Below are 15,857 nucleotides of genomic sequence, written 5' to 3'. Positions count from 1 at the left end.
CCAAGAACATTCTGTTGAACGAAGGTCTACGGGCTTGGATGGCTCCTCAAGACCAACCCCACGAGCACTTTGAGTTCCCTGAGGAAGTTCTACCTCGCGGTAACGCTCTGTAAAACAATATTAAGGATGAGTGCTGAATTCTCAATCTTCAGCATTCATCGCTCCTGGTTTATCATCCATCATTTTGAAAGAGGTACTACCCAGTGGTAACACTCTCTAGTAATTCAATAGTTGCGGGAAATCGTGACCAAGAATCATCAGGTTTTGCCTGGTGGGCTGGTAATGCCCGTCTGATCAACCTCTCCGGTAAATTGCTGGGTGCTCACGTTGCCCACTCTGGACTCATTGTCTTCTGGGCTGGAGCTATGACCTTGTTTGAGGTCGCTCACTTTGTACCCGAAAAGCCCATGTACGAACAGGGCTTAATTCTACTGCCTCACCTAGCCACTCTGGGCTGGGGTGTTGGCCCTGGTGGTGAAGTTATCGATACCTTCCCGTACTTTGTGGTCGGTGTGCTGCACTTAATCTCCTCTGCCGTTTTGGGCTTAGGCGGTATCTACCACGCGGTTCGCGGTCCAGAAACCTTAGAAGAGTACTCTTCCTTCTTCGGTTATGACTGGAAAGACAAGAACAAGATGACCACCATTTTGGGTTTCCACCTGATCGTGTTGGGATTGGGTGCCCTCCTGTTGGTTGCCAAGGCGATGTTCTTTGGTGGTGTGTATGATACTTGGGCACCCGGTGGTGGTGACGTTCGTGTCATTACCAACCCGACTCTGAACCCAGCCATTATCTTCGGTTACCTGCTGAAGGCTCCCTTCGGTGGCGAAGGCTGGATTATCAGCGTCAACAACATGGAAGACATCATCGGCGGTCACATTTGGGTCGGTCTGACCTGTATCGCTGGTGGCATTTGGCACATCCTCACCAAGCCCTTCGCTTGGTCTCGTCGCGCCTCCATCTGGTCTGGAGAAGCTTACCTCTCCTACAGCTTAGGTGCACTGTCCCTAATGGGCTTTGTTGCTGCTTGCTTTGTCTGGTTCAACAACACCGCTTACCCCAGCGAATTTTACGGTCCTACTGGCCCTGAGGCTTCTCAAGCTCAAGCCCTGACCTTTTTAATTCGTGACCAACGCCTAGGTGCGAACGTCGGTTCTGCTCAAGGTCCAACCGGTCTAGGTAAATACCTGATGCGCTCTCCTACCGGCGAAATCATCTTCGGTGGTGAAACGATGCGCTTCTGGGATTTCCAAGGCCCCTGGTTGGAGCCTCTACGCGGTCCCAATGGTCTTGACCTGAACAAGATCAACAATGATATTCAACCTTGGCAAGCTCGTCGTGCGGCTGAGTACATGACCCATGCTCCTCTGGGTTCTCTCAACTCGGTGGGTGGCGTGGCTACGGAGATTAACTCCTTCAACTACGTGTCTCCTCGTTCTTGGTTGGCTTGTTTCCACTTTGTGATGGGCTTCTTCTTCCTGGTGGGTCACCTCTGGCACGCGGGTCGCGCTCGTGCGGCGGCGGCTGGATTTGAGAAAGGAATCGACCGTGCTACTGAGCCGGTGCTGTCCATGCCCGACCTTGACTAGGTTGCTAGATTCTCACAAAAGCTAAAGCTGAGATATTTGAAAGGCTCCTGCCTATGCAGGAGCTTTTTCTTTTTCTTACGACTTACGCACAAACACCACCTTTAGAGGCAATCCCTCTGTGGTTGCCCTGCTTTTACCCAAGATGTAGAGGCAAGGCGTAAATTCTTTTCTGGTGAAGCTTAGCCCAAGCTGAACGGGAAAAGAATTGCTCCCCTTGTAAAGCCGAATCCCCAAAAAATTTACAAAAATTATTTTTATTCTTAAGTACTAAAATATATCATCAAGAATCATTATCTTGAAGTTAACTTAAATACAAATTTAATAACAAAAAATAAAAATGAGTCCTCCGAAAAAACCAAGAGCATGTCGGACTTTCTGGCTTGTGGGGGATTGTTACATCCCATAACGAGTTGCAGGCGTCAGTCAGCTATAGCCGAACAACTGTCAATTGCGCCCGCCCAGGCAAAAATCAGCGCACAACAGTAACCGTTACATTGCCTGACTCGATCTAGTCCGTAAAAGATCAGACTGAGGAATAACGATTGGAAAGGACTAGGATGAAGCAGCCATAGTTCATCATTCATCCGAATTTATTCCCACCAACAATAAACCCCTTTTTCCCTAATGATTTAGAAGGAGGTTTAGTTTGAAGATTCTTCTTGTAGATGACGATACTCTGCTTGCCAAGACTAGCCCTACACCGATTCAATGTACCGAAGCTCATCAAATCTACATTACAAATGAATAAACGGAAGTTTCCCGGCACTGCCAATCCGGAAATGCAGACGTAGTAATTATGGATGTTAATGTGCTTGGTGCAGAGTGGAAAGATAAATCAGTCAGTGTAGCAGACTTATCACGCTTGCTTAAAACTCAACCCCCAACGACTCACATTCCCATTATTTTGATGACGGCCTATGCTTTGGTCAATGAACAGCAATATCTGCTAAAAACCTCACAAATTGTTTTTTTATGCTAGACAAATTTTGGACTTTGATTCATTTTTAGAAGAACTTAATCAACTTGTAAAACCAGATAAAATAGAGGAAATTCCTAAGATTTGTAACTGTTGGTTACTCAGGAATTTCTGAAACTTCTTAAAAGGATCGATAAATGTACAATTTGGCTATATTAGATGACAATAGTGGCTTTTGCCAAGTGATGCAATGCTTCTTAAGTAATTATTTTCAAGTCTCTACTTTTACGGAGACAAAATTTTTTTTGGAAGGGATGAAATCGCAGGTATATGATTTAGTTCTTATTGATCTAAGTATTATTCCAAATCAAGAAATGAAAATTTACAATGGTTGTGAATTAATTAAATATTTAAAAGAAACTTTAAAAAACCCTCCTGTACTTGTTTTATTTACAGGATGGATCGCGAGAAATCCTTTGGAAGAAGGTAGAGAAATCTGCCCTTTAGCTGATGGATTTTTAGCGAAAGATTCTGACATTGACGAAATGTTGCAGGAAATTAATAGACTTCTCGCTTCTCGAACAACTTAACAAACCGATAGAAGGTGATAGTTTTTTATTGAAACTTCGGATTCGGATGATTAGAGAACATAGTAAATTAAAAATTTTCTATCAAGCCAATTGTTGGCTGTTAGATTAATCTTCCCAGCTCCCCAACATCAGTCGTCACTTCATTCAATAAGCGACAAAACAACTGACTTGAACAATGAAAGGGAATTTTTAAGGGCAATTACGCTGACTACCTCTAATTCTAGTAGTGTTGAGGGATTGGGACTGGCCGCAACTCGGTTAACGCCTTCTCTTCATCCAGATTTTTCATTGCCATTTCCAAGTCATGGGTTAGTTTTTCAGCGCTTTTCTTGGTTGATTGGGTGCAATAATTCGCCACCTTTAAAGGCTTTCCAATGGTTACTGTGGCATCACAGCGCCAGTGCGGGATAGGATTGCTATAACGAAGGCTAATCGGTACGATGACCAAATTTTGACCCAGTTTACTGGCCTCCGCTTGCAGGGCAATACGAGCCATACCGGGTTTAAGGGGTTGAACATGACCATCCCGGAAAATATCGCCTTCGGGAAAGATTACCAGTGCTTCACCCTGGCGCAGGAGTTCAAGGCTGTGACGGAAACTGCCCACTCCTGGATGCCGAGTATTCACGGGAAATCCTCCCATGCGCCGGATGAACCAACCTTGTATCCCTTTTATTTCATCTTCTGAAACCATGTATCGCAAATCTCGTCCGGTGACATGTTTTCCCGCTGCATAGGGAATGAGCAATGCATCCCAACGAGAACGATGGGTAGGAGCTAAGATAACTGGACCTGTGGTAGGGAGGTTTTCTTGTCCCGTCACTTTCAGATGACGGAAGTAAAGCGGCATGAGAATCCAACGAGCCAAGGGGTAGAGGATCAGAGTTAACCAGTGGCAAACACGGGAAGTAACAGGAGTTGCTTTTGCCGGAGTTAACTTCTCGCCAGTGTATTCTACCCGTTGGGTCCTTACTTGAGTGCGTTCGCGGGAGTCGAGTTGAATCATCAGGTTTCATGCATCCTTCTCTTCACTCTTACCTTAGGGTTTGTGAGCAACTCCTGTCTCCTACTAAGGGGACACTTCTGTCGCTGTCATGAGTAAGATTGTGCGATGCGATATTTATCGGTGACGCCGATGAGTAAACCAAGATTGCAATTGCTGGCGACAGGCTGATTCCATAATTCCAGCAATGACGGGCAATCGATGATTCGAGCAGGCACTCTCAGGAATATTAGCCACGGTGCGGATTGTGCCAGTTTTGGGATCGTCCACTCCATAAACGAGCAAACCCAGCCTTGCTAAAACAATCGCGCCGGCACACATGGGACAAGGTTCTAGAGTCACGTAGAGGGTGCAAGTATTGAGATGCCAGGTTTGTAGCGCTTGCCCTGCCGCCCTCAGAGCGAGAATTTCAGCATGGGCGGTTGGGTCTTTGTCACGCTCTCGGCGATTTTCGGCTACCGCAATGAGGTGATTATTGGCGTCAACGATAACGGCACCGACTGGCACTTCTCCTGCATTGCCCGCTGACTGGGCAAGTACGATCGCACGGCTCATCCATTGTCGATGCACGAGATATACTGGGTCTTCAATGGAGGGTGGGGTAATTTCGGAAACCAAGGATTTTAAGCCGTAGCTGGCTGTGCGAGCAGGGGGTCTAACTGACCTTTCGTATCTAAGGCATGGAGGTCATCACAGCCACCCAAATGCTGGTCGTTGATGAAAATTTGTGGCACTGTCCGACGACCATTCGCCCGTTCAGCCATTTTGCTTCTAGCCGCTTCGTCACCGTCGATTTTGTACTCTGTGTAGTTGACGCCTTTCCACCACAGCAGCATCTTGGCGCGGATGCAGAAGGGGCAAGTTTGCCACGTATAGATTTCAACGTTAGCTTTCACACGGTCTGGATGGCGTCCTAAAAGAGGATTGAGGAAGTCGAGCATCTTCTAAAATTGCGGATTTTATTGGCTTTCATTAAGCCTAAAGCAATTACTTAATTCCTGAATGTAGTGTTAATGTAGCGAGTTGAAACTGGCGATTCTCCATCCACACGAATTCAGTATTCTTGACACTCCTCGGCTTAAAGGCGCGAGCATGCTTTCGTCACGTGGAGCGCAACTCGCCCAATTCCACCCTTTCTGTCATGGTCATACACGTCTTACAGAAGAACGCTCCTTGATCCTCTAAAACTTAGAAAATCTTAAGAATTCTCAGGATTTCAGCTCCAGAGGCACCATTCCGTTGTCATACACCAGAAGTATACTGCTGAGATTGCAGCAAAACTTAACATGACTCTCAGAGTTCACTGACTTCTAGGGGTACCCCCTCTGATAGACTTGAAAACTGGAATAGCCAGACAAAACGTCGCAAAATCAAGCAGTTGGGAGAACGGGTGTCGTGGAAAACACATTAGGTTTAGAGATTATTGAAGTTGTCGAACAAGCCGCGATCGCATCGGCCCGATGGATGGGTAAAGGCGACAAAAACACCGCTGACCATGTGGCAGTGGAAGCCATGCGGGAGCGGATGAACAAAATTTACATGCGCGGTCGCATCGTGATTGGAGAAGGGGAGCGAGACGACGCCCCCATGCTCTACATTGGTGAAGAAGTCGGCATTTGTACCCGCGAGGATGCCCACACCGTCTGCAATCCAGACGAACTGGTTGAGATTGACATTGCCGTTGATCCCTGCGAAGGCACCAACCTAGTCGCTTACGGGCAACCCGGTTCCATGGCTGTGTTGGCAATTGCTGAGAAAGGGGGTTTGTTTGCTGCCCCTGACTTTTACATGAAAAAGCTGGCAGCACCACCACAGGCCGCAGGACATGTCGATATTAACAAGTCAGCCACCGAAAACCTGAAAATTCTCTCTGAGTGCTTGAATCGCTCGATTGAAGAACTGGTCGTCGTGGTGATGAAGCGCGATCGCCATAACGAACTGATTAAAGAAATTCGCGAAGCGGGTGCCAGAGTGCGGCTGATTAGCGACGGGGATGTCTCTGCTGCCATCTCCTGTGCCTTTGCGGGTACCAATATTCATGCTCTGATGGGAATTGGTGCTGCGCCCGAAGGCGTCATCTCAGCCGCCGCGATGCGCTGCTTGGGTGGACACTTCCAGGGTCAATTGATTTATGACCCAGCCGTTGTCAAAACCGGTCTGATTGGGGAAAGCAAAGAGAGCAACCTGGATCGGCTCAAATCCATGAATATTAACGATCCAGACAAGGTGTACAACTCCGACGAACTCGCCTCTGGTCAAACCGTACTGTTTGCGGCGAGTGGAATTACCCCAGGCACTCTGATGGAAGGCGTCCGCTTCTTCCATGGTGGGGCACGCACCCAAAGCCTGGTCATTTCCAGCCAGTCACGGACGGCACGGTTTGTGGACACTATCCATATGTGGGATGAACCTAAGTACATCCAACTGAGGTAGGAATACTGGGTTACAACAAGTTATGAAGGATGAAGTAAGAAGGAGTTCAAACTTCATCCTTCTATGTTCAGAGTTTAATCTCTGGTTTAAATAAACCTTTTTTCCAACACTTCACACACACTTTAACTTCACAAATACTTTATGAACTTTTCCCGCCAGGAAACCCTATCCCAAGAGTGGCTAGGGAAGAAAGCGGGAAAGAAGCTAAATCCGCCCTTTTAACCCAGGCACAAAACTATCAGCTATGGCTGAATAGGGAAACAATTTTGGAACCCAACACAAAGATACAAGCAATTGCCATGTATAGGGTTTGGGTTTCTCAGGGAAAGGAGTGACAAAGCATAGTCTGACTCTGAGAGCATTTTAGGGCTACGGTCAATTAGCCAGCTTGTTTCAGCCCAGAATCTTGGCTAGGGACAAGCTTCATCCCAAGAGTGGGTGAAGCAGTTGACTCGATGGTTAGATAAGTCTAAATTTTTGAGATTAGACGGGTTGAACCATCCCTCATAATATTGACAAATTGACAAACCTCGTGACATCCGACCGCCAAGACGACAAATAGTTGGAGAGAACATGAATATCGCAGTCGTAGGTCTAAGCCACAAGACAGCGCCAGTTGAAGTTCGGGAAAAACTGAGCATTCAAGAAGCGAAAGTGGAAAGCGTGACGCAACAGCTATGTAGTTACCCACACATTGAAGAAGTCGCCATACTCAGCACTTGCAATCGCCTAGAAATTTACATCGTTGCCACAGAAACTGCACAAGGCGTTCAAGAATTGACCCAGTTTCTTTCAGAATTAGGTCAAATTCCCTTACACCAGCTACGACATCACCTGTTTATCTTGTTGCATCAAGATGCCGTGATGCATCTGATGCGCGTGGCAGCCGGTCTTGACAGCTTAGTTTTGGGAGAAGGGCAGATTCTAGCCCAGGTCAAAAATACCCATAAACTCGGTCAACAGTATAAGGGGATCGGACGTCTACTCAACCGACTCTTTAAACAGGCGCTTACGGCTGGTAAGCGCGTCCGCACAGAAACCAGCATTGGGACAGGTGCCGTTTCTATTAGTTCTGCGGCGGTAGAATTGGCTCAGATGAAAGTGCAGAACTTAGCCGCCTGCCGCGTTGCGATTATTGGTGCAGGTAAGATGTCCCGCCTGCTGGTGCAACACCTCTTGGCGAAAGGGGCGGCAAGCATCTCGATTATTAATCGTTCTCAGGGGCGATCCAAAGAATTAGCCAACCAGTTTCCAGATGCCGATCTAGAACTCTATCCTCTTTCGGAAATGATGAGGACGATCGCATCCTCGGATTTGGTGTTTACGAGTACCGCCTCCACTGATCCGTTGCTTGATCGGACAAAGCTGGAAGCCACGCTGGAGCCGCATCAGCCATTGATGTTGTTTGATATCTCTGTACCTCGGAATGTCGCGGCGGATGTGAATGAGCTAGAAAACGTACAAGCCTTTAATGTGGATGACTTGAAAGCCGTGGTGGCGCAGAACCAAGAAAGCCGCCGCAAGATGGCGATGGAAGCCGAAGTGCTTTTAGACGAAGAAGTAGAAGCCTTTGAAGTGTGGTGGCGATCGCTCGATACCGTGAGTACCATTAGCTGCCTGCGCGACAAAATAGAAACCATCCGCGAACAAGAGTTAGAGAAAGCCCTATCGCGCCTAGGGTCAGAATTTGCCGAAAAACATCAAGAAATCATCGAAGCCTTAACACGGGGGATTGTTAATAAAATTCTCCACGACCCGATGGTACAGTTACGGGCAGAGCAAGATATCGAAGCCAGACGCCGAGCCATGCAATCGTTACAAATACTCTTCAACTTGGATAGTGGGGAGCAATTTAGCTAATTAGTCAACAGGGTGGCAAGTTGAAGGTTAATAGGTTGCAGGTTACAGGTTAGAAAACTAGGAGAGATTTTTCAACTTTCAATCTTCAACTTTCTAACCTTCAACTGTTTGATCCATGACTAATGACCAACACAAACCCTTCAAAAACCGAATTTTTCGATTGATTACTTTGCTACTAGGCGTTTGGTTCGCCTGGGATTTACTGTCTCACCTGGTAGCTGAAGTTTTATGGTTCAACGAACTGGGTTACTTACCCGCGTACCTCAAACGCTTGGCATGTCAGCTTGGTGTATGGGTCATAGTGTGCGTTACATCGGCTGGATTTTTACTAGGAAACTTGTTTCTTGCCAATCGCTTTAAGTATTCCGACACCAGCTTAATCTCTAAACTGGCACCTGAGGAACCCACGGTCAGTAGCCAGCGCCTTGCCAGGATGAATTTAAGGCTGCATCCGTTACCCCAAACAGCCCCCCGCTCCATTAGAGAGGGGACGGGCACGGCGTTTCAGGCTGACGTTCCAAAGTCTTCTCTCCCCTTGAACATGCGATCGCTCCTAGTAGCGGTGTTCTTGCTCAGCTTACTGGTAGGGGTGATGCTGCTGCACTACGCGCCGATTGGCGTCTCGCTTTGGCATCGCGACATGAGTCGGCTTAATGTTACGCCCCTACTGCCACAAGCCTTTGATTGGACATCTGTACAAGCGCTGGTTCAGCAACCGTGGAACAAAGAGATTTGGCAGATTGGGGTACTTGTGGTGGTTGTAGTTGCCCTGATTGTGAATCCCCAGTTTTGGTTAACCGCGATCGCTTCAGCCCTTTCGTTGTTCTTTGCGCTGGTTCTATCCGCTCAATGGAGCCGGATTTTACTGTACTTCTACCCCACCCTCTTTGAAGCTAATGAGCCACTCTTCGGTCGTGACATCAGCTTTTATATCTTTAGCTTTCCAGTCTGGCAGCTATTTGACTTTTGGTTAGGCGGACTTTTCCTGTTTGGTTTAGTGGCGGTATTGCTGATTTATCTGCTCTCAGGTGATAGTTTTTCCCAGGGGAAATTTCCCGGATTTTCTCCAAGTCAACTGCGTCACTTGTACGCCTTAGGAGCAGGAACGGTGGCGATAGTCGCTGTCCGCTATTGGCTGTCACGCTACGAATTACTGTATTCCACCCGTGGCGTTACCTACGGTGCTAGCTATACCGATGTCACCGCTCAATTACCCGTCAATACAGCACTAAGCCTCTTAACGGTCGCGATCGCGCTTTGGCTATTCGTACAAACGATTTTTGGGTTCCGGCATTTCCAAACCAGTGGACGCAGGGAACTGATCGCATTGGGACTGTACCTAGGGGTGAGTGTGGTGGCAGGTGTGGCTTTACCAGTCGCACTACAACGCTTCGGTGTTGAACCCAATGAAATAGCCGTCGAACGACCTTATATTGCCCGTAGCATTGCCCTAACCAGAGCCGCATTTGACTTGGAGGATATTGAAGTAGAAACGTTTAATCCCCAAGGCGCACTGACTAATAACATTCTGGAAAACAATGAGCTGACGATTCGTAATATCCGTCTGTGGGATACGCGCCCTATCCTACAAACCAACCGTCAGTTGCAACAAATCCGACCCTACTATAGATTTTCCAATGGGGATATTGACCGTTACACCCTGAAAGTAGACGCCAAGGGTATTTCTCCCCTCGCGGCAAGAACAGAAGGTGAGGGGCAACAGACCGAAAAAACTAATCGCTCTGCTACGGAACCGCTGGCGACGGAACGACAACAAGTAGTGATTTCGGCGCGGGAATTAGACTATCAAGGTGTCCCCCCACAAGCAAAAACCTGGGTTAACCAACACTTAATTTATACTCACGGCTATGGTTTTACTCTCAGCCCTGTCAATACAGTTGCCGAAGGGGGACTCCCAGCCTATTTCGTGAAGGATATTGGCACAGGTGCAGATGGAGGAGTTGAGGGGGCGTTAACGACATCCAGTCCTCTGATTCGGGACAGTATTCCCATTGGTGCGCCTCGAATTTACTACGGAGAGATCGCCAATACTTATGTAATGACTTCCACCAGAGTCAAGGAATTTGACTATCCCAGTGGGGATGAAAACGTCTATAACAGTTACGACGGCACGGGTGGTATTGCGATTGGTTCGCTGTGGCGTAGGGTTTTGTTTGCTCAGTATCTCAACGACTGGCAAATGCTGCTGACACGGGACTTTACACCTCAAACCAAGCTGCTGTTCCGTCGCAACATTAACCAACGGATTCGAGCGATCGCTCCGTTTCTTCAGTATGACCGCGAACCTTACTTGGTGGCTGCCGGTGCTGGTAAAGCCAATGACGCCCAAAAGCCGAATTATCTCTATTGGATTGTCGATGCTTATACGACTAGCGATCGCTACCCCTACTCCGACCCTGGCAAATATGGTTTTAATTACATCCGTAATTCTGTCAAAATCGTCATTGATGCTTACAACGGTTCTACTGACTTTTACATTGCCGATCCCCAAGACCCGATTATTAGGAGCTGGAGCGCGGTTTTCCCGGCACTGTTTAAACCCCTAAGCGCCATGCCCGTTACTCTACAGAGCCATATCCGATATCCCCTGGACTTTTTCAGCGCCCAATCGGAACGGTTGCTGACTTATCATATGACCGACCCCCAGGTATTCTACAATCGGGAAGACCAGTGGCGGATTCCCCAAGAGATTTACGCAGCTAAATCGCAGCCGGTGGAACCCTACTACCTAATCATGAGGCTGCCAACTGCCACCTCAGAAGAGTTTATTTTGCTCCACCCCTATACTCCAGTAACGCGCAATAACTTAATTGGATGGCTGGCGGCTCGATCTGATGGTGACCAATACGGTAATTTGCTGTTATATCAGTTTCCGAAGCAGGAACTTGTCTACGGGCCAGAACAAATCGAAGCTTTAATTAATCAAGACCCGGTCATTTCTCAGCAAATTTCGTTGTGGAATCGCCAGGGGTCACGGGCGATTCAGGGTAATCTGTTGGTGATTCCGATTGAGCGATCGCTGCTTTATGTGGAACCGCTTTATCTGGAAGCGGAGCAAAATAGTCTGCCAACTTTAGTCAGGGTGATTGTGGTTTACGAGAACCGCATTGTCATGGCTCCAACCTTGGAAAAAGCACTCCAAGCCATCTTCCAGCCCCCACAACAGGAAACTCCAGCCATTATTCGTCCGGTAGAAGAACCCAGCGTGCCTTAAGAGCCATGTTCATACGGATGAAAGCTTGGTAATTATTGGATTGGTTCTGAGGGTGGCACCTGTGCGGCCTGTAACTAGCCACAGGAGGGCGCGAACGACATCACGCAGAACGTGGAACTCAGATTCAAGGGGTTTGTCGGATGGGATAGTAACGGGGGTAAAGGTAATACCTTGGCTACCGAAAACGATAGTCGCGATCGCTTTTGCCCTGGACATGTGAAAGTCTGAGGTGATCAGGTATATATGTTGAATATGGCGGCGTTTGAGGTCTTCGACTAAAGAGGTAAAGTTAGTTACGGTATCAACAGCCCGATTGTCGAGGTGAACTCTACTGTCTGGGATGCCTGCGGCGCGAAAAATGGGACGCGCTAGATCGGGGGATGTACCCGAAGAGACCCAGATTTCTAGGGAAGGGTAGTATTTGGCAAATTGGGCAGTGAATTCTTCTCGATCTCGACCTCCGCCGAGGGTAAGGATGCCTTGGGGGTGGGGAGCTTGGTAGGATGCGATCGCAAGACGCATGGGAATGATACTCAGCAGCAGTAAGAAGGCACAGCTAACTAAACCTAACCAGTGAGATTTCCGACACTTGCGACGAAAGCGCTTTATTGGCTGCTCTGATAGAGGCACTATGCGTTGAGGAATGACTTTACTTTGCCGCTAATAATTATGCCCAAAAATTATAGGGGTGTCATTTATTCTCGCTTGAGAGAATTTTAAGGATTCAAGCCTCTGTCAATTCTGGATTGCTACTCTTTGCCAAGGGAGTTTGGGGAATTTCTGCGTAACTCTTGCCCTTGTTAGTGTAGGTGTGCAATCTCTCAGTTTCGATTAAACGAATCGAGAGCATAATTTCTGCAAGCATTCGCTGAAAGGCATAATACCAGCCAGCCCAACCGTCAAGGATGCCTTTGTTCAGGATGAGGCAGTAGAACAGGATCACGAAAGGAGCTAGGATTTTTTGCTGCCGGATGCGATCGCCAAAACTCAGTTCACTATCCGGTGTCTCCAGTAATTTCTTGCTCTCAATAATCATGTATCGGTCTTGCGCCCATAGCCATCGGCTCAGAGGCTTGCGATCATCATGATGAATATACGACGAAAGTTTAGCCGACTTTCCGTTTACATGCAGTTTCTGTGTATGCCCATCATCAAAATAAATCGCTTTTTCTCTTCTAAATAGGGCTTCGCGAGGTGGCAGCAACGTACCGCGAAGCGGCTTGCCAAAAACACAATACTTGAACCGAACAAAATAGCTATCTACTAACGAATCTTTTGCTACAGCCTCAATTTCAACAATTAATTCATCGGTGACTATATAGTCAGCGTCCAGAGAAAGTACCCACTCTGTTTCTACTTGCTGTAAACCATGGTTCCATTGATTGGCGTGGGTATAGAATTCCCGCTGAAATACCTCTACTTGAGGATAGGTCTGCAAAATATCTAGAGTTTTATCCGTGCTGTAACTATCAACGACTACAATCCTTTTTGCCCAAGTAAGCTGTTTCAATGATCGCTCAATATTAGGAGCTTCGTTGTAGGTCAGAATTAAAGGAGTAACTTTTTCAAGCATTGTTATCTACTATCTGTAACATAACCTAAAAACTAATACAGATATTGATTCCTGAATCAGGAATATTAACCTCAAATTAATGGAATAAATTATTGAATTTTTAAAATTTAAACTATTGTATTACAAGGCAGCAATAGGCTGCCTTATAGGGATAAAAATCAATTTTTTCTGAATTCTGGATTCTGAATTCAGACTTCTATCCCTAAGTTAGAGTTAAACTTACTAATATTCTTTAACCATGCTAGTTTTACTTGATGGTTTACTACTCAGTAACTCTTCAAAATCAGCTAGGTAGAGACCAGCTACTTGTTCATAGCTATATTGCAAGGCAGTTTGAGCCGCTTTGAGCCCCATTTGGCAAGTGGTTTCCCAATTCAGTATTGCTGAAGCTAAGGCCATAGAAAGATTTTTGGCAGCATCTGGGCTACGGTGTTCAAAGAAATATCCAGTTTTACCCTCTTCAATAAAATCCCTAAAACAAGCTAAATCTGAAATCACCGGAACAAGGCCAGTAGCCATTGCTTCTAGGGGGGCGACTCCAAAAGACTCTCCTTTCTCAGCTAATGAGGGATAGCAAAACAGATCGGCATCACGGTAAGCGTCAACTAGTTTGTCAAGGTCAAAAATCGCTGGGGAAAACTCCACAGACAACCCTTTAACTTTGGAGTGTAAAGTACGTAGATAGTCTTCACCACCCCCGCCTTGACTCTCTTTAACTGGTCCCAGAATTCGTAACTTTACCTGAGGAAGTTGCTTGGTCAAGATAGCAAAAGCATCCAACAACAGGTGAATTCCCTTTTCTGGATGTATTCTGCCTACGTATAAAATAGTTTTGTTTTCTCTCACAGGACGAGGAGAAATCGGTGGAGAAAATACGCGGGTATCGATGGGATTGGGCATCACTCGAATTCGAGAAGTAGCAGCTGGGTACTGGTGTGCGATCGCTTCTTGTATTGCTCGCGAAGCCGCAGCAATGCGAGTTGCACCTGCGTATAAGTAATATTGCCCCTTAGGAAACCGATTGGCATTAATCACAATCCGACCAGCATTAGGTCGTAGTGCCCATGCGAAGACAGGCAGCCAGAAATCATTGATAACCAAGATATCAGCGCGGGGCAGGACTGGAATCATCGCCAGCGCATAAACCAAGTCTTTGAGCAAATCCCGTGCAATTGAGCGACTTTGGGGAAAGCCGATGTGTCTGGCATACCTCACACCATTGAGAGTCTCTTGCTGAGGCTGACCTGGGTAGGAGCGGCTTAAGATAGTTACCTGGTGACCAATCGCCGCGAATTCTTCTGCCAAACCTTGCCAGAGACGGGGTACTGCACCTCCCTGCAACGGAGGAACCGGAAGCCAAGGACCAGTAACGATAGAAATTTTCACTTTAGCCTCTTTCGTGACACACATCCAACTGAAGACAACCAGGAGGGTCACCGCCGCCAAGAATCCAGCGATAAACACTAGACATATCCTGAGCGATCGCATCCCAAGAGTATTTCGTTTCTACTAGATTTCGCCCTCTCAACCCCATTGCTTTGAGTTCTTGAGAAGATAACTGCATCCCTTCAGCTAAAGCAGACGTCAAAGCTTGCTGGTTATTCTCGATCCACCAACCACACTGGTAAGTGGATAAATCTTGCCAGGGAGCACCCTTGGTCGTTATGGCAGGAACTGCATATGCTAAAGCTTCTGCCACCGCTATGCCAAAGTTTTCTGAATGGGTGGGTAAAACAAACAAATCCGCATTTCCTAAAGCTGCTTTCTTTTCTTCCCCAGTCAGCATTCCCGTAAACGTAACTCGTTCGCTTAAGGACAACTCGGCTGTAAGCGACTCTAATTCAGCTTGGTAACCAATCAAATCTGGCCCAGCAATCAGGAGATGCCAGTCGGTAAACTGAGCAGATAGTTTTTGCCAAACTTGCAGTAAGTGATCTAACCCTTTTTTGGGATGAATCCTGGACAAAAATAACAGCCATTTTTTTGAATAAAGTTCGGGGAATAATTGGGTTAATACTTCTCTACAAGGTTGATTACTCAAGTCAGGAACATGGACGCCATTAGGAATTAGAGCAATCGGTTGCTGAAAGCCAAGATGACGAATAGAACTAGCTTCTTCAACAGAAGTAGCATGAAAAACAGCGGCACTCTTGAGATTTTTTTGTTCGTATAAAATCCAAGCAAGCCACTTCTTGATTCGACTACGCTTTAAAGACCAAGACTCCAGCATTCCTCTGGGAGAAATCAGCAACGGTAGATGATTGCCTACTGCGGATTGACGGGCATAAAGATTGGGAAACATCCACAAGCCGTGGTTGTGAATTAGATTCAATTCGGTGGAGGCTAATTGTCCAAGGGCACGCATCGCTTTGGGGTGAAACCCTCGAAGATACCTAGCAATTGGAGTTGCTGGATAACTGTGTAACATTATTCCTTCTGCTGCTACTTGCTTACCAAGTTGTTGGTAGTCAAGAGTAAATAAATGAGAGATTATCCCTTGTTGAGAAAGGGTTTCAGCCAAGCTCGTGACCGAGAGAGCTGGTCCGCCTATGCGTTCGTTAATGCTTGCTACGACATGGCAAACGTGTGGCTGGTCGACAGCCGTTTTTGGAGGCGAAACAGAAGGAGATGGAACTTCGTTGCAAGAAATCAAGGGAA

Annotated in this window: 14 protein-coding genes; 7 read left to right on the top strand and 7 right to left on the bottom strand. The window is 46.9% G+C overall.

What is annotated here, in order from left to right:
* From NDI48_10815 to NDI48_10800, 4 genes are all read left to right on the top strand, one after another.
* Window positions 1-113, top strand: a 113-nt coding sequence (locus NDI48_10815) for a photosystem II protein D2 (protein ID MEP0831698.1), incomplete at its 5' end; no start/stop codon positions are given.
* A 90-nt stretch (window positions 114-203) separates the two neighbouring features.
* On the top strand, window positions 204-1,589 hold the full coding sequence (gene psbC, locus NDI48_10810) for a photosystem II reaction center protein CP43 (protein MEP0831697.1): 1,386 nt from the start codon (window positions 204-206) through the stop codon (window positions 1,587-1,589).
* A gap of 796 nt (window positions 1,590-2,385) precedes the next feature.
* On the top strand, window positions 2,386-2,568 hold the full coding sequence (locus tag NDI48_10805; protein ID MEP0831696.1) for a hypothetical protein: 183 nt from the start codon (window positions 2,386-2,388) through the stop codon (window positions 2,566-2,568).
* Between the two features lie 134 nt (window positions 2,569-2,702).
* The gene (locus NDI48_10800; protein MEP0831695.1) at window positions 2,703-3,095 is read left to right on the top strand and encodes a response regulator; all 393 of its coding nucleotides are present in this window, start codon (window positions 2,703-2,705) and stop codon (window positions 3,093-3,095) included.
* A gap of 220 nt (window positions 3,096-3,315) precedes the next feature.
* Here the strand turns inward: NDI48_10800 and NDI48_10795 are convergent, their stop codons facing one another.
* From NDI48_10795 to grxC, 3 genes are all read right to left on the bottom strand, one after another.
* Window positions 3,316-4,101: a 1-acyl-sn-glycerol-3-phosphate acyltransferase gene (locus NDI48_10795; GenBank protein ID MEP0831694.1), complete on the bottom strand. Its 786-nt coding sequence runs from the start codon at window positions 4,099-4,101 to the stop codon at window positions 3,316-3,318.
* 114 nt (window positions 4,102-4,215) lie between these two features.
* Complete coding sequence (locus NDI48_10790) at window positions 4,216-4,653, bottom strand: nucleoside deaminase (protein MEP0831693.1); 438 nt, start codon at window positions 4,651-4,653, stop codon at window positions 4,216-4,218.
* A gap of 68 nt (window positions 4,654-4,721) precedes the next feature.
* Window positions 4,722-5,039, bottom strand: coding sequence for a glutaredoxin 3 (grxC, locus tag NDI48_10785; GenBank protein ID MEP0831692.1), 318 nt, complete (start codon window positions 5,037-5,039; stop codon window positions 4,722-4,724).
* A gap of 454 nt (window positions 5,040-5,493) precedes the next feature.
* Between grxC and glpX the strand changes: the two genes are divergently transcribed.
* The 3 genes from glpX to NDI48_10770 all read left to right on the top strand — a co-directional run bounded on the left by glpX (window position 5,494) and on the right by NDI48_10770 (window position 11,626).
* Complete coding sequence (gene glpX, locus NDI48_10780) at window positions 5,494-6,531, top strand: class II fructose-bisphosphatase (protein MEP0831691.1); 1,038 nt, start codon at window positions 5,494-5,496, stop codon at window positions 6,529-6,531.
* Between the two features lie 573 nt (window positions 6,532-7,104).
* Window positions 7,105-8,391 (top strand): glutamyl-tRNA reductase, encoded by a 1,287-nt coding sequence (locus NDI48_10775; protein MEP0831690.1) that lies wholly within the window; start codon window positions 7,105-7,107, stop codon window positions 8,389-8,391.
* A gap of 115 nt (window positions 8,392-8,506) precedes the next feature.
* Window positions 8,507-11,626: a UPF0182 family protein gene (locus tag NDI48_10770; protein ID MEP0831689.1), complete on the top strand. Its 3,120-nt coding sequence runs from the start codon at window positions 8,507-8,509 to the stop codon at window positions 11,624-11,626.
* A 9-nt stretch (window positions 11,627-11,635) separates the two neighbouring features.
* Here NDI48_10770 and NDI48_10765 read toward each other — a convergent pair whose 3' ends face one another.
* The 4 genes from NDI48_10765 to NDI48_10750 form a co-directional block, all read right to left on the bottom strand.
* Complete coding sequence (locus NDI48_10765) at window positions 11,636-12,148, bottom strand: YdcF family protein (protein MEP0831688.1); 513 nt, start codon at window positions 12,146-12,148, stop codon at window positions 11,636-11,638.
* Window positions 12,149-12,350: 202 nt separating this feature from the next.
* Window positions 12,351-13,199: a glycosyltransferase family 2 protein gene (locus NDI48_10760; GenBank protein MEP0831687.1), complete on the bottom strand. Its 849-nt coding sequence runs from the start codon at window positions 13,197-13,199 to the stop codon at window positions 12,351-12,353.
* Window positions 13,200-13,421: 222 nt separating this feature from the next.
* Window positions 13,422-14,663, bottom strand: coding sequence for a glycosyltransferase family 4 protein (locus NDI48_10755; GenBank protein MEP0831686.1), 1,242 nt, complete (start codon window positions 14,661-14,663; stop codon window positions 13,422-13,424).
* Window positions 14,587-15,849, bottom strand: a complete 1,263-nt coding sequence (locus NDI48_10750) for a glycosyltransferase (GenBank protein MEP0831685.1) — start codon at window positions 15,847-15,849, stop codon at window positions 14,587-14,589. The genes NDI48_10755 and NDI48_10750 overlap by 77 nt, the downstream gene beginning before the upstream one ends.
* Window positions 15,850-15,857: the final 8 nt, after the last annotated feature.

The sequence above is a fragment of the Microcoleus sp. AS-A8 genome, from assembly GCA_039962225.1.
Classification (GTDB): Bacteria; Cyanobacteriota; Cyanobacteriia; order Cyanobacteriales; family Coleofasciculaceae; genus Allocoleopsis.
Note: the sequence above shows the minus strand (reverse complement) of the source record. Positions and strands in the feature narration are given on the sequence as shown.

Excerpts from the sequence above, each read along its gene's own strand:
- NDI48_10805 (MEP0831696.1), top strand. The coding sequence starts at position 2,386 with ATGGATGTTAATGTGCTTGGTGCAGAGTGGAAAGATAAATCAGTCAGT.
- NDI48_10800 (MEP0831695.1), top strand. The coding sequence starts at position 2,703 with ATGTACAATTTGGCTATATTAGATGACAATAGTGGCTTTTGCCAAGTG.
- NDI48_10795 (MEP0831694.1), bottom strand. The coding sequence starts at position 4,101 with ATGATTCAACTCGACTCCCGCGAACGCACTCAAGTAAGGACCCAACGG.
- NDI48_10790 (MEP0831693.1), bottom strand. The coding sequence starts at position 4,653 with ATGAGCCGTGCGATCGTACTTGCCCAGTCAGCGGGCAATGCAGGAGAA.
- grxC (MEP0831692.1), bottom strand. The coding sequence starts at position 5,039 with ATGCTCGACTTCCTCAATCCTCTTTTAGGACGCCATCCAGACCGTGTG.
- NDI48_10775 (MEP0831690.1), top strand. The coding sequence starts at position 7,105 with ATGAATATCGCAGTCGTAGGTCTAAGCCACAAGACAGCGCCAGTTGAA.
- NDI48_10770 (MEP0831689.1), top strand. The coding sequence starts at position 8,507 with ATGACTAATGACCAACACAAACCCTTCAAAAACCGAATTTTTCGATTG.
- NDI48_10765 (MEP0831688.1), bottom strand. The coding sequence starts at position 12,148 with ATGCGTCTTGCGATCGCATCCTACCAAGCTCCCCACCCCCAAGGCATC.
- NDI48_10760 (MEP0831687.1), bottom strand. The coding sequence starts at position 13,199 with ATGCTTGAAAAAGTTACTCCTTTAATTCTGACCTACAACGAAGCTCCT.